Origin of the sequence: Nocardia sp. NPDC056564 (assembly GCF_042793755.1) — a bacterium.
Classification (GTDB): Bacteria; Actinomycetota; Actinomycetes; order Mycobacteriales; family Mycobacteriaceae; genus Nocardia.
On record NZ_JBHTUR010000005.1, the window covers coordinates 180,576 to 195,349 of the forward strand.

Annotated in this window: 17 protein-coding genes, 1 tRNA gene and 2 pseudogenes; 11 read left to right on the forward strand and 9 right to left on the reverse strand. The window is 64.2% G+C overall.

The features are described from left to right. Positions 1 to 239: 239 nt before the first annotated feature. Together ACFQ9K_RS15550 and ACFQ9K_RS15555 are read left to right on the forward strand one after the other, a co-directional pair. Positions 240 to 1,115 carry an arginase family protein gene (locus ACFQ9K_RS15550; RefSeq protein WP_378723052.1) on the forward strand — a complete coding sequence of 292 codons (876 nt, stop codon included), beginning with the start codon at positions 240 to 242 and terminating at the stop codon, positions 1,113 to 1,115. A gap of 81 nt (positions 1,116 to 1,196) precedes the next feature. Then, a complete protein-coding gene (locus ACFQ9K_RS15555; protein ID WP_378723051.1) occupies positions 1,197 to 1,373 on the forward strand; it encodes a hypothetical protein in 177 nt (58 codons plus the stop codon). A gap of 3 nt (positions 1,374 to 1,376) precedes the next feature. On the opposite strand, the gene ACFQ9K_RS15560 is transcribed toward ACFQ9K_RS15555, so the two are convergent. Continuing rightward, positions 1,377 to 1,736, reverse strand: a complete 360-nt coding sequence (locus tag ACFQ9K_RS15560) for a winged helix-turn-helix transcriptional regulator (protein WP_378723050.1) — start codon at positions 1,734 to 1,736, stop codon at positions 1,377 to 1,379. A gap of 145 nt (positions 1,737 to 1,881) precedes the next feature. On the opposite strand from ACFQ9K_RS15560, the gene ACFQ9K_RS15565 reads away from it, so the two are divergent. After that, positions 1,882 to 2,751, forward strand: coding sequence for an NAD(P)-dependent oxidoreductase (locus ACFQ9K_RS15565; RefSeq protein ID WP_378723048.1), 870 nt, complete (start codon positions 1,882 to 1,884; stop codon positions 2,749 to 2,751). 150 nt (positions 2,752 to 2,901) lie between these two features. After that, positions 2,902 to 3,264 (forward strand): DUF2834 domain-containing protein, encoded by a 363-nt coding sequence (locus ACFQ9K_RS15570; protein ID WP_378723047.1) that lies wholly within the window; start codon positions 2,902 to 2,904, stop codon positions 3,262 to 3,264. On the opposite strand, the gene ACFQ9K_RS15575 is transcribed toward ACFQ9K_RS15570, so the two are convergent. Then, positions 3,261 to 4,277 (reverse strand): endonuclease/exonuclease/phosphatase family protein, encoded by a 1,017-nt coding sequence (locus tag ACFQ9K_RS15575; protein WP_378723046.1) that lies wholly within the window; start codon positions 4,275 to 4,277, stop codon positions 3,261 to 3,263. The genes ACFQ9K_RS15570 and ACFQ9K_RS15575 overlap by 4 nt on opposite strands. Before the next feature lie 133 nt (positions 4,278 to 4,410). Between ACFQ9K_RS15575 and ACFQ9K_RS15580 the strand changes: the two genes are divergently transcribed. After that, positions 4,411 to 5,592: a 4-hydroxybenzoate 3-monooxygenase gene (locus ACFQ9K_RS15580; protein WP_378723045.1), complete on the forward strand. Its 1,182-nt coding sequence runs from the start codon at positions 4,411 to 4,413 to the stop codon at positions 5,590 to 5,592. A gap of 165 nt (positions 5,593 to 5,757) precedes the next feature. On the opposite strand, the gene ACFQ9K_RS15585 is transcribed toward ACFQ9K_RS15580, so the two are convergent. Both ACFQ9K_RS15585 and ACFQ9K_RS15590 read right to left on the reverse strand, forming a co-directional pair. Continuing rightward, entirely contained in the window at positions 5,758 to 6,132 is a 375-nt protein-coding gene (locus ACFQ9K_RS15585; protein WP_378723067.1) for a glycosyltransferase family 2 protein, read from the reverse strand. A 209-nt stretch (positions 6,133 to 6,341) separates the two neighbouring features. Continuing rightward, positions 6,342 to 6,665 (reverse strand): annotated as a pseudogene (locus ACFQ9K_RS15590) (glycosyltransferase family 2 protein); the annotation flags it as partial. A 122-nt stretch (positions 6,666 to 6,787) separates the two neighbouring features. Between ACFQ9K_RS15590 and ACFQ9K_RS15595 the strand changes: the two are divergent. The 6 genes and pseudogenes from ACFQ9K_RS15595 to ACFQ9K_RS15620 form a co-directional block, all read left to right on the forward strand. After that, a tRNA-Leu gene (locus ACFQ9K_RS15595) sits at positions 6,788 to 6,872 on the forward strand. Positions 6,873 to 7,556: 684 nt separating this feature from the next. Further along, positions 7,557 to 7,895, forward strand: a complete 339-nt coding sequence (locus ACFQ9K_RS15600; protein ID WP_378718959.1) for a WXG100 family type VII secretion target — start codon at positions 7,557 to 7,559, stop codon at positions 7,893 to 7,895. Further along, positions 7,895 to 8,200, forward strand: a complete 306-nt coding sequence (locus ACFQ9K_RS15605) for a WXG100 family type VII secretion target (RefSeq protein WP_378718957.1) — start codon at positions 7,895 to 7,897, stop codon at positions 8,198 to 8,200. Before ACFQ9K_RS15600 ends, ACFQ9K_RS15605 begins: the two co-directional genes overlap by 1 nt. Before the next feature lie 6 nt (positions 8,201 to 8,206). Further along, positions 8,207 to 9,490, forward strand: coding sequence for a hypothetical protein (locus tag ACFQ9K_RS15610; protein ID WP_378718956.1), 1,284 nt, complete (start codon positions 8,207 to 8,209; stop codon positions 9,488 to 9,490). 27 nt (positions 9,491 to 9,517) lie between these two features. Beyond that, positions 9,518 to 9,889 carry a hypothetical protein gene (locus ACFQ9K_RS15615; RefSeq protein WP_378718954.1) on the forward strand — a complete coding sequence of 124 codons (372 nt, stop codon included), beginning with the start codon at positions 9,518 to 9,520 and terminating at the stop codon, positions 9,887 to 9,889. 283 nt (positions 9,890 to 10,172) lie between these two features. Then, a pseudogene (locus ACFQ9K_RS15620) lies at positions 10,173 to 10,364 on the forward strand (IS3 family transposase); the annotation flags it as partial. A gap of 458 nt (positions 10,365 to 10,822) precedes the next feature. Here ACFQ9K_RS15620 and ACFQ9K_RS15625 read toward each other — a convergent pair. From ACFQ9K_RS15625 to ACFQ9K_RS15645, 5 genes are all read right to left on the reverse strand, one after another. Further along, entirely contained in the window at positions 10,823 to 11,152 is a 330-nt protein-coding gene (locus ACFQ9K_RS15625; RefSeq protein ID WP_378718952.1) for a hypothetical protein, read from the reverse strand. Next, positions 11,149 to 12,186, reverse strand: a complete 1,038-nt coding sequence (locus ACFQ9K_RS15630; protein ID WP_378718950.1) for a hypothetical protein — start codon at positions 12,184 to 12,186, stop codon at positions 11,149 to 11,151. The genes ACFQ9K_RS15625 and ACFQ9K_RS15630 overlap by 4 nt, the downstream gene beginning before the upstream one ends. 471 nt (positions 12,187 to 12,657) lie before the next feature. Beyond that, on the reverse strand, positions 12,658 to 12,927 hold the full coding sequence (locus tag ACFQ9K_RS15635) for a hypothetical protein (protein ID WP_378718949.1): 270 nt from the start codon (positions 12,925 to 12,927) through the stop codon (positions 12,658 to 12,660). After that, entirely contained in the window at positions 12,908 to 13,330 is a 423-nt protein-coding gene (locus ACFQ9K_RS15640; protein ID WP_378718947.1) for an MspA family porin, read from the reverse strand. Before ACFQ9K_RS15640 ends, ACFQ9K_RS15635 begins: the two co-directional genes overlap by 20 nt. Before the next feature lie 970 nt (positions 13,331 to 14,300). Further along, the gene (locus ACFQ9K_RS15645; protein ID WP_378718945.1) at positions 14,301 to 14,774 is read right to left on the reverse strand and encodes a hypothetical protein; all 474 of its coding nucleotides are present in this window, start codon (positions 14,772 to 14,774) and stop codon (positions 14,301 to 14,303) included.

Consider the following 14,774-nt stretch of genomic DNA (forward strand, 5'->3'; position numbering starts at 1 on the left):
TTCCATCACCCGTTGCATATAGTGCAACGTGTATTGCGTTGCGTGCCACAATGTTTAGCACCAAGCGGGGGTCACATTCAATAGGCAGATGTGATGCGCGTCGCAACGCGCCCGGTCCGGTCATGGCGGGTCGGCGAAAGGCCTCATCTGGTAAGCGCGCGGGGTTATCGTCGGAGCGGGGGAGATGTCGGTTCGGCAGTTCGCGCCGCGCACGAGGAGGAGGCCGGACACTGCTGACCGTGATCGGTGCACCGTTCGACTCCGCCGGAAGCGCCGGCGGAGTGGGAAACGCGCCCGCGCGACTGCGTGCGGCCGGGCTGGTCGACGTTTTACGCGGGCGAGGTGCCGATGTGCGTGCGGCCGGGGACGTCGATATCGGGTCGCCGGTGCCGTCGCGGGATCCGGTGAGTGGGCTGCTGGCCCAGCAGTCGCTCACTGCCGCAACGGTTTCCGTGCACGCGGCGGTTGTCGCGAGTATCGCGGCGGGCGAGTTCCCGCTGGTGCTGGGCGGGGACTGTCCGGTTCTGCTCGGCGCGTTGCGCGGTGCGCAAGAAGCACTCGGTGATGTCGCGCTGGTTTTCGTGGACGGGCACGAGGACGCGTGGCCGCCGGATCACAGCGCCACCGGCCGGGCCGCCGAGTGCGAACTCGGGCTGGTGTTGCGCGGTGCCCACGGTCTGCCCGCGCAGTTGGCCGAGCGGTTGCCTGTTCTCGATGCCACGCGGATCGTCGCCCTCGGGCCGCGCGACGCGTCCGTGCTGCGGGCGGCCGGTGTCGCGTCGTTGGGATCGACCATCGCGGTACTGACCGATCAGGAGTTGCGCGGCAAGGCCGCCGTCCCCACCGAGATCGCCGTCGGCCGATTCCGCCGCCGCGGGTACTCCTGGTGGTTGCATGTCGATCTGGATGTGTTGTCCACAGATGCGTTGCCGGCCGTCGACCATCCGCAACCCGGCGGGCTGGATTGGTCGGACCTCGCCGCGATCACCGCCGCCGCTGCCCAACCCGGCTGTGTCGGAATGACTTTGACGAGCTACGACCCCGACCTGGATGTCGATGGCCGGCATGCGCGGCGGATCGTCGACTACCTCGCCGGGGCACTGGCCCCGGCCTGATTCGCCGATTTCGGTAACGGATCGAGCACGGCGGCCGATCATTCGCATGTGCGCGTTTACTGCCGACCGATCCTGGGCGGGTTGGCAGCCCTGCTGCTCGTGATCATGGCCTTGTTCCTGATGCCCGAGGACGAGCCGCCGATGCCGGCTACCGATCAGCACGTGCGGACGCTGCCGTACATCATGCCGCCGCCGACCTCGACCGGGAACGAAATGCCTTACCCCTCAACGGATAAGCCGACACCCGGTCGCGAATAGCAACTACGCCGTCGCCGGGTGGACGCGATCCGCCCCGATCCGGTCGATCCGCTCGCGACCCCACGCCCCGAGCGATTCGAGCGCCTGGTTGAGTGCGACACCCGATGCGGTGAGCCGGTATTCGACGCGCGGCGGCACCTCGCGATAGATCTCGCGGGCGACGATCCCGTCCTCCTCCAGCTCCCGCAGCTGCTGGATCAGCATCTTCTCCGAGACGCCCGGCAGGCCGCGGCGCAGCTCGCCGGTCCGGCGGACGCCGTGCGTGTCCAGCTCCCAGAGGATCAGCGCCTTCCACTTCCCGCCGACCACGTCCATCGCCGCGTCGATGCCGCAGAAGTATGGCCCGGATCTCTTCGCGCCCATCGTCCGACCTCGCTACCTGTTCACACACCCTTTGGTAAGTACCCGACCAAATAGTAGGTACTTGTCGGTATCGCGGGCAAGGCGCAACCTTGGTTTCAGCGCGCTGACCATCCCGTTCACTGACTTTCCAAGGAGTTGACCCGCAATGGCGGAAACCACGAACACCCCGGTGACGATCCTCGGGCTCGGCGCGATGGGCCAGGCGCTGGCCGCGACGCTGTTGAAGGGCGGGCGCCCGACGACGGTGTGGAACCGCACCCCCGGCAAGGACGCCGACCTCGTTGCCGCCGGTGCGGTCGGCACCACGTCGGTCGCCGAGGCGGTTCAGGCCGGCGGGCCGATCATCGTCGTCCTGTTCGATCACGCCTCCGTGCACGCCACCCTCGACCCGGTGGCCGGCGAACTGTCCGGCAGGCAGGTCGTCAACCTGACCAGCACCGCCCCCGGCGAGGCTCGCGAGCTGGCCACCTGGGCGGCCAGGCACGGCATCGACTATCTCGACGGCGGCATCATGGCCGTCCCGCCGATGATCGGGCAGCCCGGCGCGTCCATCCTCTACAGCGGCTCCCGCGCGGTCTACGACGAGCACCGCGAAACCCTCGAATTGCTCGCGGCCGCGGAGTATTTCGGCGACGACGCCGGTCTGGCCGCCAGCTACGATTTCGCGTTGCTCGCCAACATGTACGCCATGTTCACCGGTTTCATGCACGGTGCGGCCATGATGCGCTCGGTCGGCGTCTCGGCCGGCGCGTTCGCCGAGCGCGCCACCGCGTGGGTGACCGCCATGGCGCAGATGCTCCCCGCCTACGGCCGGATCATCGACGGCGGTGACTACACCAGGCCCAACCAATCCCTCGCGTTCCACAAGGCCGCCCTCGACGCGATCAACCGCGCCACCAGGGACGCCGGAGTCACCGTCGACTTCGTCGCCCCGATCAAGAACCTGATCGATCGTCAGGTGGCCGATGGTCACGGCGCCGAGGAGTTCGCTCGGACCATCGAGGAACTGGTCTGAACCGCCGGGCTCGCGCCGGTGCCGCACAACGGTTTCCGGCGCGAGCGCGCGTGGAATGGATCTCCGGGGTTGTGACACACCAATCGGTCTATTAGGGTCCGATTGGACCGATCGGTTCACCGGTGAAGAGTGACCAAAGGAGATTGCTCCATGTCCGACCGCACCGAGGGTCCGTCCTGGCGGCGCCCCACCCTCATCGCGACGCTCGTCGCCGCGTTCATCACCCAGAACTCGATCGCCCTGCCGTATGTGCGGCGCAATGGGCCGAAGTCCGCGCTGGATTTCTTCGTCGGCGATATCTACAAAACCGTTCCCGGCCGGTTCGCGATGGTCGATCTCGGGTTCGTCGTCCTCGGCTTCCATGTGTGGGCGTTCGCCGAGGCGCGGCGGTTGGGCATCGTGCGCTGGTGGGCCGCCTCGTTCGTGCTGACCTTCACGGTGGGTATCGCCACCGCGATCCCGTTCTTCCTGCTGGTCCGCGACTTCACGGCCGACAAGGCGGGCGCGGCCTAGCCGGTGAATCGGTACGTCGCGAGTATTCCTTTGTGGTCGCTGCACCACCGCGGCGGTGATGCGGCGAAATTGTCCTGGGTGGTTTCCGGCTGCCGGGCGCCGCGCACAATGGACCCGCGGGGGCCGACTATGCCGACGGTGGACAGCGACAAGGCCGTCTCATGGGCGAAGACGAAGTCGACGCGGTCGCGTTCGTCGGCCTCCGGAGCCCAGGCGAGTTCGGCGACGTCCACCTCGGCGTTGTCCGCGGGCCAGGTGAGGCCGGGATGGGTGACCGGGTCGGGGTACATCGATCGGTAGGCATCGATGAACCCGGCTTCGTGCAGGAGTCGAGTGGACTCCCACGCCATCGTAACGCCGTTGTGGTCGAACATGTCCGCGGTCGCGGGAGTCCAATCCAGCGCCGACGGCTCGTTCAGGTCACCGGCGATGATGACCGAAGAGCCTTGGGCGAGTTCGGCTTTCGCGTCGGTGAGCAAGGCGCTGATGACCTCGGGGCGGCCCGAGGCCGTGTTGACCCGCCGGATCGTCGCGGGGTCGGTGACCGGGCCGCTCGGAATCTTGTCGAAGTTGTACTCGGCGAACTCATCCGGCGGCGGGACACCCGGGCCGTAACCGCGCGGCAGGTTGGCGGCGTACCAGCGGAACTCCAGATGCGCCGAGTAGACGGTGAGGCGTTTTCCGTCGATGGTCAACCGCGCCTTGACCATCCAGCGCAGATCGGCGCTGTCCTCGATCGGAAACACGGTCAGAATGCCCGTGTCAGGGGAGCTGACCGCGTTGAATTCGTATCCGCGCCGGGCCAATTCGGCCGCGACGTCCGCGGTCGCGGTGGTCGCCTCGGACAGCAGCACGATCGAGGCTCGGGTCGAGACGATGAGATCGGCGATCAACTCCGTGCCGCCCGCGACCTTGGTACCGCTGTGCCACAGGTTCATCGCCAGCACGCGAAGCTCGCGCCCCGCGAGGGGCTGTGCCGTCGGCGAACCCGACTCGTCCTCGTTTCGCGTCATCGACCCATCATGACCGTTCCGGCTCTCGCGGATGCGCATGACGCGGTCGAGCGCGACGGGCGATTCCGGTGCCGCCGGGGGTCGTCGCTGTCTTCGTCGCCCCGATCAACGGCCCGTGCTCTAGATTCTGCACGTGCTCCCGAGTTCTGACGACCTGACTTCCACCGTGCTCATCCTGGGCGCCGGCCCGGCGGGTCTGGTGCTGGCCAATATCTTGCAGGCCGCGGGGGTGGAATCCATCGTGCTGGAGCGGCGCACCCGCGCGCAGGTGCAGCACCGGGCCAGGGCCGGTTTCCTCGCCCCGGACAGCGTCGCGATCCTGCGTGCGCACGGTCTCGCCGCCGGGCTGGACGCCCGCGGTCACACCCACGATCGCTGCGAATTCCGCAGTCCCGCAGGCTGTGTCGACCTGCGCTACAGCGAGCTCGGCAGCCGCCGGGTGCACACGGTCTACCCCCAGCAGGCGTTGGTCACCGACCTGATCGAGGAATACCTGCGCCGCGGCGGCACGCTGCGGTTCGGCACCACGGTCGAGCGGATCGACGGCATCCACACCGACCGCCCCACCGTCGCGGCGCGCGACGAAACCGGCCGCGAACTCCGATTCGCCGGCCGCTACCTGGCCGGATGCGACGGCGCGCGCGGCGTGGCCCGGACCGCGGTGCCGGCCCGAAGCGCGACCTACGACCACGGCATCACCTGGCTCGCACTGCTGGCACAGGCGCCACCCGCGGGTGCGTCGGTGATCTACGGCGTGCACGAGGCGGGATTCGCCGGGCACATGCCGCGGACCGCCGAGGTGACCCGCTACTACCTGCAATGCGATCCGGACACCGACCCGGACCAGTGGAGCGAGCAGCGGATCTGGACGGAGTTGACCCGCCGGCTGGCCGCGTCCGCGCTGGTCCCCGGGCCGATCATCGAACGCGGTCTGGTGCGGCTGCGGTCACAGATTCTGGACACGCTGCAAGCCGGGCGATTGTTCCTGGTCGGGGACGCCGCAACCTCGATCAGCCCGTCCGCCGCCAAGGGCGCGAACCTGGCCATCGCCGGCGCGCAGTTGCTCGGCGCGGGGCTGATCGACGCCGTGCGGAACGCCGATGAGGCTGCGCTGCAACAGTATTCCGCGCGGCATCAGCCACGCATCCGGCGGGCGCAGGAGTTCTCGCACTGGATGATCGATCTCCTTCATCCCCCCGGCGGCGATGAGCCTGAGCGGGCTTACCGGCGTGAACTGCAACAGGCACGGTTGCACAATTTGGCCAGTTCGCGGGCTCATCAGGATGTTTTTGCTGATAGTTACGTTGGTATCTGAGCTCCTCCGGAAGGGGTGTGGCTCACGCGGGTCGTTGCCGTCCGGCCGGACGGCGCATGCCCGGTGCTTGCCGCCGACGAATCCTTCTGCACCGCGTGTGCTCTGTGCGGCGGAGCTTCGGCCGTATGAAGCTCTCCGTGGCAATGGATTTCGCATTTCCCGGCGCTATGCGGTGAAGCTGTCTCCTGGGCGGCCTGCCTTCCGCGAAGCGATGCGTTGGCTGATCGCCGTGCGTACTACCGATATCGCACCGCGCAGCACCAGTCCCGCCGCCACCACCGGCGCGAATACCAGCCAGGGGGAGCGCCGGTGGTAGTCGCAGTAAAACCGCAGCGCGCTCCGATGGTGAGTGCGGATCTTGCGGAACGGCGCCGAGCGCATGCTGCCACCCTCGCGGTGGCGGATCTCGACGGTCGGGTCCAGGACCACCCGCCAGCCTGCGCGATGCATGTCCAGCGCGGCCTTCGTCTCCTCGAAGTACAGGAAGTACCGGGTGTCGAAACCGCCGATGGATTCGAATGCACTGCGACGGAACAACATACAGCAACCGAAATCCAGTCCACATCGCTGACCGTGGTGACGGGGGCACCGAAATACCTGCGAGTCGCCGGATTGCCCGGCCAGACCCCGCCCAGCAGCGCGTGCACCACTCCGACCGCCGGCGAAGGAAATCGGCGACCGCTCGGATAGGGCGTTCCGTCCATCCGGGCGACTCGCGGCCCGACCATCCCGATCCGATCGTCGGCCATCGCCGTCTCGACCAGCGCGGCGACCGATCCGGCCGCAAGCCGGGTATCCGGATTGGCAACCAGGATCCATTCGGCACCCGTAGCCGCAGCCCCCTGATTGACCGCCGCGGCAAGCCCCACGTTCTCCCGGTTACGGATCACCCTCCCGCCGAACTCCTCGACAATCTCAACGCTCCGATCAGCGGAAACATTGTCCACACCGACCACATCGAGCGCCAAGGACCCCACCGCCGCCGGTAGCGACTCCAGGAATCCCGGCAGATCCTCCGCACTCTGATACGTCACCAGAACGAGCCCAACGGTCCGATCATCACGGCGAGACATGCGCGCGAACCTATCAGCCGCCCCCACACACCCCGCCACAGGCCAAACCCTCCACAAAACCCGTGGTCAACCCGCGATTTGGTCCACGCCGCCAGATCCTATAATCTTGCTGAGCACCACCGGTCCGGGTGGCGGAATGGCAGACGCGCTAGCTTGAGGTGCTAGTGCCCTTTAACGGGCGTGGGGGTTCAAGTCCCCCTCCGGACACCGAAAGAGCCGAAATCCCTTGCAATGCAAGGGATTTCGGCTCTTCTTGTATCGGCAGGGTGATTTGAACCCCGACGAGACGGGTAACCATCACCAAATAGTGCAGCGCGAGGAGTCCGGCGTGGCTAAATGGGTTCAATGGTCAAAAGTGTGCCGTCGATTTGAACTGATCCCGGACTCGAAGGGCTGATGAGTGGCCGACAAACCTATCGAGGAACAGACAGACGTGCTCGGCGATCTCGAACAGCCCAACGTCGACGGACCGACCCCCAGGTTGGTGGCCGACTTTGTCCGAGACTCCGGGCCTGCCCCCGGCACAGGGCCCGAGGAACTCACCCCACACGGGCTCGGCGTGTTCGAACGAGATGGCGGATGGACATCGACCGTTTCCGATGCGTTGGCGTCGATCAAAGAGGGTCGCGATCCGGTTGTTCCCCGGCACGATGAGGCCTGACTCGGCGAGGTTCACCGGCTCGGGGTGATCATCGGGGATGGGCAGCTGGGTCGAGTTCGGCGAAAAATCCGCTACGCCGGGACACTCGGTTCGAACCCGCTCGTATGACTCGGAGGTAGTTGGCGTACGCGCGTGGAAAGATCTGTGACCGCTGGCACGTTCCGGCGAAGGAACCGAACCGCTCTCGATCGCGTCTAACCTATTGACCCGCAACAACGTCTGAGGATGCAATGACAGGCCAACCCAACTCCACCGACTTCACGCTTGTGCCTGACGAGGTGACGGACGCCGGCCAGTACGTCCAGCAGGTCGCTGAATCACTTATCAACGGGCTGACCTCCCTCGACAGGGATATCGCAGCGCTGCTGTCGCAGTGGCGCGGAACCTCCGCTGACTCGTTCGGCGCGGGGTGGACTGAGACCAAACAAGGGGCGGACACCGTACTAGATGCCTTGACGGAAATGGCCGAATTGCTCGGTGTCACCAGCAAAACACTCGACGATCAGGACCAGGTGCGGGCGACCACCACTCGCGAGTTCGCTGGTTCGCTCGATCTGCCGGTGCAGTGATGGTCGAGAATTCACAGCCGTTCAGCGTCGATCTCGACGAGCTCGAACAGATGGCCGCTCGGGTCTCCGGGTTCGTCGGATTTCTCAACGATAGCCTGGACGGGTTGCAGCAACGAATCTCCACCGTGCAGCAGACCTGGAACGGTGCGGCGGCAGATGCGCAGGCCGAGGCTTTCCGTGCTTGGCACACCGGGGCGACCGATGTTTCCGAAGGCATCGAAACGATGTGTAAAGCCGTTCAGGCTGCACACGATCGGTATACGGCCGCTGTCGCCGCGAATCTGGCGATGCTGGGAAGGTCATAGGACTCCATGACGACATTGATCGTCGATCCCGCCGTGTATTCCTCGGCTGGAGCGTCCTTGTACTCGTTTGCCACCACATACCACCGAACGTTCTCCACTCAGATCGCCGCATTGCGCGAGACCGCCAATATGGGCGGGAATGTCGGCGAATCCAAGACGTGGGCCACGTCCTACGATTCGACCGTCAAAACGGCAATGAGTATGACCGAGCTACTCGTCACCGCGATGAGCAACTACGCCGGGATCCTGAACCAGCTTGGATACAACCACGCACTCGCGGATTACGTCGAGGGAACCGGACGCCCCGAGCCGGTAAAGCCAGCGGACCTCTATCCCGCATGGTCGACATGTCTGGTGCCGCCGCCTTCAGCGGGCGGGCCCGGTAGCGGCCTGTTCGACGACGTCGGGTTCGCGGTATCAGCACTCGAGGATTTCGGCGTCTCGATGCCCGATGGTGAGCCGCACGATCTACTGACCGCCGCTGATTCCTGGGACAAGCTCGCTTCTTCCGAATCAGGGGTCGGCAACCTTCCGGCATTGCTGGACCAGCTGGCGAAAAGCTTCGAAAGCGAAACCGCGCCCGACGCCTCCCATGTCGACGAAGATATCCGGGAGTTGAAAACCTCCGCTGAGGGCGTACTCACCCTCTACAAAGATCTCGCCAAATCCTGTCGCGATCACCGGGCCGCGATCCTGGAGTTCCGGACCCAGTTGGGCCAGCTGCTGGTCGATCTCGCTAAAGACCTGGCACAAGAAATCGCCGAGACCGTCGTCCTCAGCGTGATCGCGGGTGCATTGTCCGCCGGTTTCGGAGCTGCTGCGGTAGCCGCTGCGAAGGCGGGCAAACTCGCGGTAAAGATGAAGAAGTACGTCGATCGGGTGCTGGCGGCGAAGCGGGCCGCCAAATTCGTCGATAAGGTTGCCGAAACCGGCGAGGATCTCGCAGCACGGCGGGCCGCGCTCCAGCGCATCGCGGACCTCTTGGCGCAGCGCACCGCCGATATCGCCCGGGTCGGGCGGGAAAAGTTGCAGAGCTCGCTCGACTACGCGCTCGGACAAGAGCCGATGAAACACGTCTTCGTCCCGAAGCACAAACTGGATGGGCTGGTGAAATCGCTCGGTGGTGAGGAAGCAACGATGAGGAAGCTCATCGAAAGTGTTCAGGGGGTGCCGAACGGGGTGTACGACAGGACGAATCCTCTGGTCCGGACGATCAACGGTCAGACCGTCGAAATCCGCGGTTCCATGATCGACGGTGTCTTCAAGATCGGCACCGCGTACATTCCGTGACGTGACGCGAGAACTGAGGAGAGGACGATGAGCGGTACTACACCGATAGAGCCGAGGGCGCTGACCGCGCTCGAAACGAGCGTCGTGACCAAACTGCTGTCCGCCTCCGGCAAAGCCGGAGCTCGAGACTATCTGGCGCAGTTGCCGTTTACACAGGTCATCGCAACTTGGGGTGAGGGATCTCCAAGCGTCGACCTGAGGGTTGGCCCTGGCGTGGAAGCGTCTCCTGACGCTACTGACGGGATTTTCATCGATGGAGGCGTTACCGACCGCAACGGTGCGCCGATCGGCGAAGTCATTCTGTGGGTAGAGGACGGGCGACTCGGCGGAATCGAGTACACCTGGTACACCGATGAGCGCCCGAAGTCACTGCCCGACCCGTCGCGGATCGAGATTTAGACGGTATCGCTCTGCCGCGCTTTCGGACGGCTGTCCGAGTGCCAGGTTCATCCCACGCATCGTGCAGGTTGATCGGCGTTTCGGCAGGTCGATTCGTGTTTAGCGCGTGTGCCCCCTCCGGGGACAGCAAACGCCGAAATTCCTTGTAATGCAAGGGATTTCGGCTTTTCTTGTATCGTTAAGCGATTTGTACCCGCAGGAGATGGGCGATCACTGCGGAGTGATGTCACTCGAGGGTTGTCGGAGCGTGGTCATCGGATCGCCATCTCGGCTGTGTCTCCGTAAACGGGTCCGGCAACTCCAACAGGGAGTCGAGGTCATGCGGCACGCGCGGTAGCCTATTTTCCCGCGATGTGAACCCGAAATGATCTACCCGCTGGTCCTCGACCTGGCTGCGGACGGGATTCCCGTCGCGGTGACTTGCCGGGTGCTCGAATTTTCACCGCCAGCATTCTGTAAATGGAAGAAGTCTCCAGACTTACCTGAGCGGAATCGGGGCGGCCAGCGGGAGCGCTACAGCGTGCGCGCCACCGACTTGACGATGGTGCCGTTCAACGACATCGACGCCATGCGTGCCGCGGTCGCCGCTGCCACCGCGGCCGTGGTGATCGAACCGTCGCCGGCGCAAGCCGGATACCCGGCTCACTGATTACGATCGACCAGTCCCGAGTCAGCATTCTGCGTGCCATGGAGTCGGACCTCACCGAACGGTACCTGTTGCAGTTCTGGCCCGAAACCCAGTCGCGTCCAGCGACACCGATGCAACCTGCACTGTCCTTGTGAGTGCGCCCTGCTATCCGTGGTACGTCTGAAAGAAGAGCCAACGCGAGCCATTAGTCCTCGACTTCGCAGTCGAGCGGGCTAGCGATCGTGCGACACTCGAATACGCTGGACGGGCCGAGTTGGAAACACGATGACGGTTCGTGCCGTGAGTCAGTTGTCAGTTGTATCGGTCAGCCGGTTCTGGAGCCATCCTGCGGTGTGGTCCCGTGGCGTTCTCGGAGCCAGCATCAGCGGTCTGGCGGATCGCAGCGCATCGTCGAACGAGCTGAATATGTGGTCGTGGCCGGTGAAGCCATCACCGTCGGCTATGTCAACCGATAGGCCCCATTCGTTGTCCTTCCCCTGGATTACGGCAAAATGCCCTTGCCAGCGGAGCTCGAGATCCAACGCCCCCGACGGAAATTCGGTGAAAGCGAATACGATGTCCGGACCGAATTCTCGAAGAACCATGTTGTCCAGCTCGTGCCTGGGCCTGTTCATGCTCCACCGCCTGGTTTGAAGTACTCGACCGCTCCGGTCGATCTACTGATGATTTCAATTGAACCATTTGCGCCGATATTGATATCGCTGCCCTTTGTTCTCGCAAAGATACTGCCGCCGGGGTTTCGGGTGATATTGTCTGCGCGCGGCGGATACATTCTACCGTCCCAGGCCAATCCGGGATTCGGGTTTCTGGGGACCCCGCTGTAATCGTCCTCGACGCCGTCCAGCGTCGAGCTCAGTTGGGCGAGCGCTTCGTCTGCTGTCCTCGCAGGCGGAGTCTGCCCGAGACGCTGATAGAGTGCGTCGAGTCGTTGCCTGACAGTTAACCTCGGCGTGAATGTTCCGTTGATATCGGTCTGGGCCTGGTACTGGGTTCTCCCCCTTCTGTATGTCCCAGTAATTTGCCCTGAAAACTGAACGCTCTGGCCGATGCGAACGTTGGGCACTTCGATCAAATATGCGCCAGGGGCGACTTCTCGTGGCATTACGTGCTGATATTTTCCGTCGATCCAAACGTCGACACCACTCGTCGTCCATGACGCATCGGCGGGTTGCTGCCCGATCCCCATCCTGATCGTGCCGGTCGTTGCGCCAGGATGGTTGGGGACCCATTCCGTGTAGGAATTCGACTCGAATCCTTGTTCTCGATACCTGGTGTCGCCAGTCCATTCTTGATTGCCGGGAGCGAGATCTTTTGGCGGATTGGGATCTTTCGGGGGTGTGGGGTCGGTTTTGTCTGGATGGATGAGTGGGTTGTTCTTCGGGCCCGGTTGCTGCCTTCCCTTTTCGCTCGAGCGATGGCCGAGCGGCCGCAGCGGGCCGGTGTGCGGACTCGGGGCTTCGCGGGCTGTAGGTTGCGGCCACTTATTCAATGGCGTTCTGCGTGACGCAGACAGGGCGCCAGTTCCGAATGCGGCGACAGCCAGGATCATCAGCAACGACAGGCGGGGATCGCCTTGCCTGGCGTTGGTGCCGGACGCGTTCTGCTGCCGTACCTCGAGTGTGGTCGCGGGTTCGACGGTGGCGTCCACCGGTGACGCGGTTGTCACCTCGGGCGGCGGTAGCTCCGCTGTCAGCGGCAGGCTCGCGTCGGCGGTGGCCGACGGGCCAATTGGTGGGATCTGCTGTTGGACCGGGGGTTCTTTGGTGGGCAGGCCCGGTGTTTCCGCTCCGGGGACGGGGACGATGGGAGTGCCGTTGCCTGGCCCGACCGGTGGTGGCGTTAGTGCGCCGGCTTGACTTCCGCCGCTGTTGTTGCTCGGAGGTTGGCCGGGTATTTCCGGCGTAGGCAACGGGGGAGGTGTGGTTGGTGGTCCTGGGGGGTGGCGTCGGAGGAAGAGATGGGGTATCGATGCATGGCCATCCGGGGTGCATTTGCTGCCATTCGGCGCAGGGGACAGCCGAGGCGGAAGGTGTTGCGAAAGAGGCGAATCCGACCCCGATGACAGCTGCGAGGGCCGCTGTTGCGGCAGCGGCGAGTCGGATGGTGGCTTTCAGGAAGTTCATCGGCCGCTCCGGCTGGCCTTCGCCTGGGCGTAGAGAGTGTCGATGCCCCACCAGGTGAGGCGGCCTGCGATGGACATGTAGAGGAAGAAGACGAGATAGATCAGGACGGCGCCGTAGTCGTCGGCCCAACCGGGCATGCGGTTCAGGGTTGCGAAGGCGGTGATGAGCATGGCCAGTCCGACGAGGAGCGCGGGGATCGCGAGTGCGGTGTTGTCGGATTCGCCTGCGGCGTGGGCAGGTTGAGCGTTACTGGTTGTGGTAGCCATGACTGTGGATCTTCTTCTCGCATCCGTTGGGGCCGGCGGAGAAGCCGAGGCTGGTGGTAAGGCCGTTGGAAACGTCTATTTGGCAACCGATTTGGTTGCCGAAGCTGACCATGGCGGCGCTGACCGGCTGGTTACACTTGCCGGTGATTTCGGCGATCGCTTTCAGTGAGACGAATCCTTCGCGGGTGAACATGGTCGCGGCGAGGCTGGGGTAGCGGTCGAGGGTTTCGGTGGTTTTGGTGACGGCGAAGGCCCAGCCGTCGTCGGTGTTGCCTACGCGGGATCTGTCGGCGACGCCGTCTGCTGCGGCTGTGCCCCGCCCGCTTGTCAGCAATCCTGCTGTTATCAAGCTCGTGCACGCTGCGGCTGCGACACCGCCGTGCCGAAAGGTAACCCTGCTCATCAAGATTCGTCCTTATCGGTTCGTTTTCGGCTGCGAACCCGCCCGGATGGGTTCCCCCTATGGTCATAGAAGACCTTAATGGTTAATTTCTGGCAACCGATAGGTAATTGCCGGGGTCGGTTGTGATCGTTCGTTCACCGTTTCGACACCGGAGTTGTGCTGGTTGTGGTCGGTCGTCCAGGTTTCAACCGCTGTTTTGTGGAGCGCGTCACGCCATGGCCGTTATCTGGGCATCGGGATCGGCCTGGGCACGTAATCCGGATCGGGATCCGCTGGCGTGGTCGGCGGTGTGCGCGCTTGAGGAAGAGGTAATCAGCGCTGTTTCCGCAGGTCGATTTGCGTGGTTAGCGCGTGTGTCCCCTCCGGACACTTTGAGAGCGCGATGGGTAGCCATCACCAAATGGTGTGGCCGAAGGAGTCCGGTGCGGATAAGGGGTTCGGCGGCCACGAGTGTGTCGTCGATCTGCGCGGACCCTCCGGGGTCGAAGGAACTGATCAGTGGCAGAAAGCCCATCGAGGAACAGGCAGGCGGGCTCGATGATCTCGAACAACCCGACGTTGACGGAACGACCCCTGGGTCGGTGACCGACTTTGTCGGAGCTTCCAGCAAGGTGCGCTAGCGGAAGCGATACTCGTTTTGAATCTGCAGTGGGCCGGGCGGTACAGGCCTATGGCCGCCTCGATAGTGCTGGTGCTGGCACCCTTTCTAGTGCTGAGCTTCTTCGCTGGTCGAACGATCGCGTCGGGACTGGCATCGTGGCAGTGGGGACTGGTGACCCAGAAACTAGGCCGAATGTTCTGAGCATCAACAAGGTTCGGCAAATGTCGGAGGCTCATCTCCTCGGCGGGGCAATCTAGATAGAGACCGTTCCGATTAGCAGGTTCTCGATGGGCAGCTGGTTGTGCAGGCCGCCTTCGCGCTGTCGACCGATCAAGGCTCGAAATCTGAGGTTGAATGTGACCACAGATACTAGATGGGTTCGTTCCAGATATGCAGGAGAAGGTGTTCGTTCACTGGGACCAGCCGGGGAGGGTACCCGGGCGCGGTGGCATGGTAGGGCTGGTGAGGCCCTGGTACGTCGTAGAGCCGCACGTGCACCCGGGCGCGGCCGGGTGGTGTCAGTGTGCCGGCGAGCTCCCCTTGGCATTCTGCGAAGTAGCAGTCACCGAGTCGTTGTTCCCCGAGGTCGGTGACATAGCTGGCTTCTGCGATGAACTCGGCATCGGTCGGTTCGGGCGGGAAGCCCGTGTCCGCGGTTTCCACGCTGACCCGGGCGAGATGACCGTAGCTGCGGTCGTTGACCGTTTTGATGCCTAGTGCGCCGAGGCCGGGCCGCAGACGACCAGTATCGAGCGCGGGAATGGTATCGGTCTGGTTGGTTAGCTTGTCGTCGAGTAGGTATATGGTGCCGCCGTCGTAGTCGATGATGTCGGTCGACTTCAC

Coding starts and splice junctions, on each gene's coding strand:
- ACFQ9K_RS15560 (WP_378723050.1), bottom strand. CDS start 1,736: ATGGGCGCGAAGAGATCCGGGCCATACTTCTGCGGCATCGACGCGGCG.
- ACFQ9K_RS15565 (WP_378723048.1), top strand. CDS start 1,882: ATGGCGGAAACCACGAACACCCCGGTGACGATCCTCGGGCTCGGCGCG.
- ACFQ9K_RS15570 (WP_378723047.1), top strand. CDS start 2,902: ATGTCCGACCGCACCGAGGGTCCGTCCTGGCGGCGCCCCACCCTCATC.
- ACFQ9K_RS15575 (WP_378723046.1), bottom strand. CDS start 4,277: ATGACGCGAAACGAGGACGAGTCGGGTTCGCCGACGGCACAGCCCCTC.
- ACFQ9K_RS15585 (WP_378723067.1), bottom strand. CDS start 6,132: ATGTTGTTCCGTCGCAGTGCATTCGAATCCATCGGCGGTTTCGACACC.
- ACFQ9K_RS15600 (WP_378718959.1), top strand. CDS start 7,557: ATGACAGGCCAACCCAACTCCACCGACTTCACGCTTGTGCCTGACGAG.
- ACFQ9K_RS15605 (WP_378718957.1), top strand. CDS start 7,895: ATGGTCGAGAATTCACAGCCGTTCAGCGTCGATCTCGACGAGCTCGAA.
- ACFQ9K_RS15610 (WP_378718956.1), top strand. CDS start 8,207: ATGACGACATTGATCGTCGATCCCGCCGTGTATTCCTCGGCTGGAGCG.
- ACFQ9K_RS15615 (WP_378718954.1), top strand. CDS start 9,518: ATGAGCGGTACTACACCGATAGAGCCGAGGGCGCTGACCGCGCTCGAA.
- ACFQ9K_RS15625 (WP_378718952.1), bottom strand. CDS start 11,152: ATGAACAGGCCCAGGCACGAGCTGGACAACATGGTTCTTCGAGAATTC.
- ACFQ9K_RS15635 (WP_378718949.1), bottom strand. CDS start 12,927: ATGGCTACCACAACCAGTAACGCTCAACCTGCCCACGCCGCAGGCGAA.
- ACFQ9K_RS15640 (WP_378718947.1), bottom strand. CDS start 13,330: ATGAGCAGGGTTACCTTTCGGCACGGCGGTGTCGCAGCCGCAGCGTGC.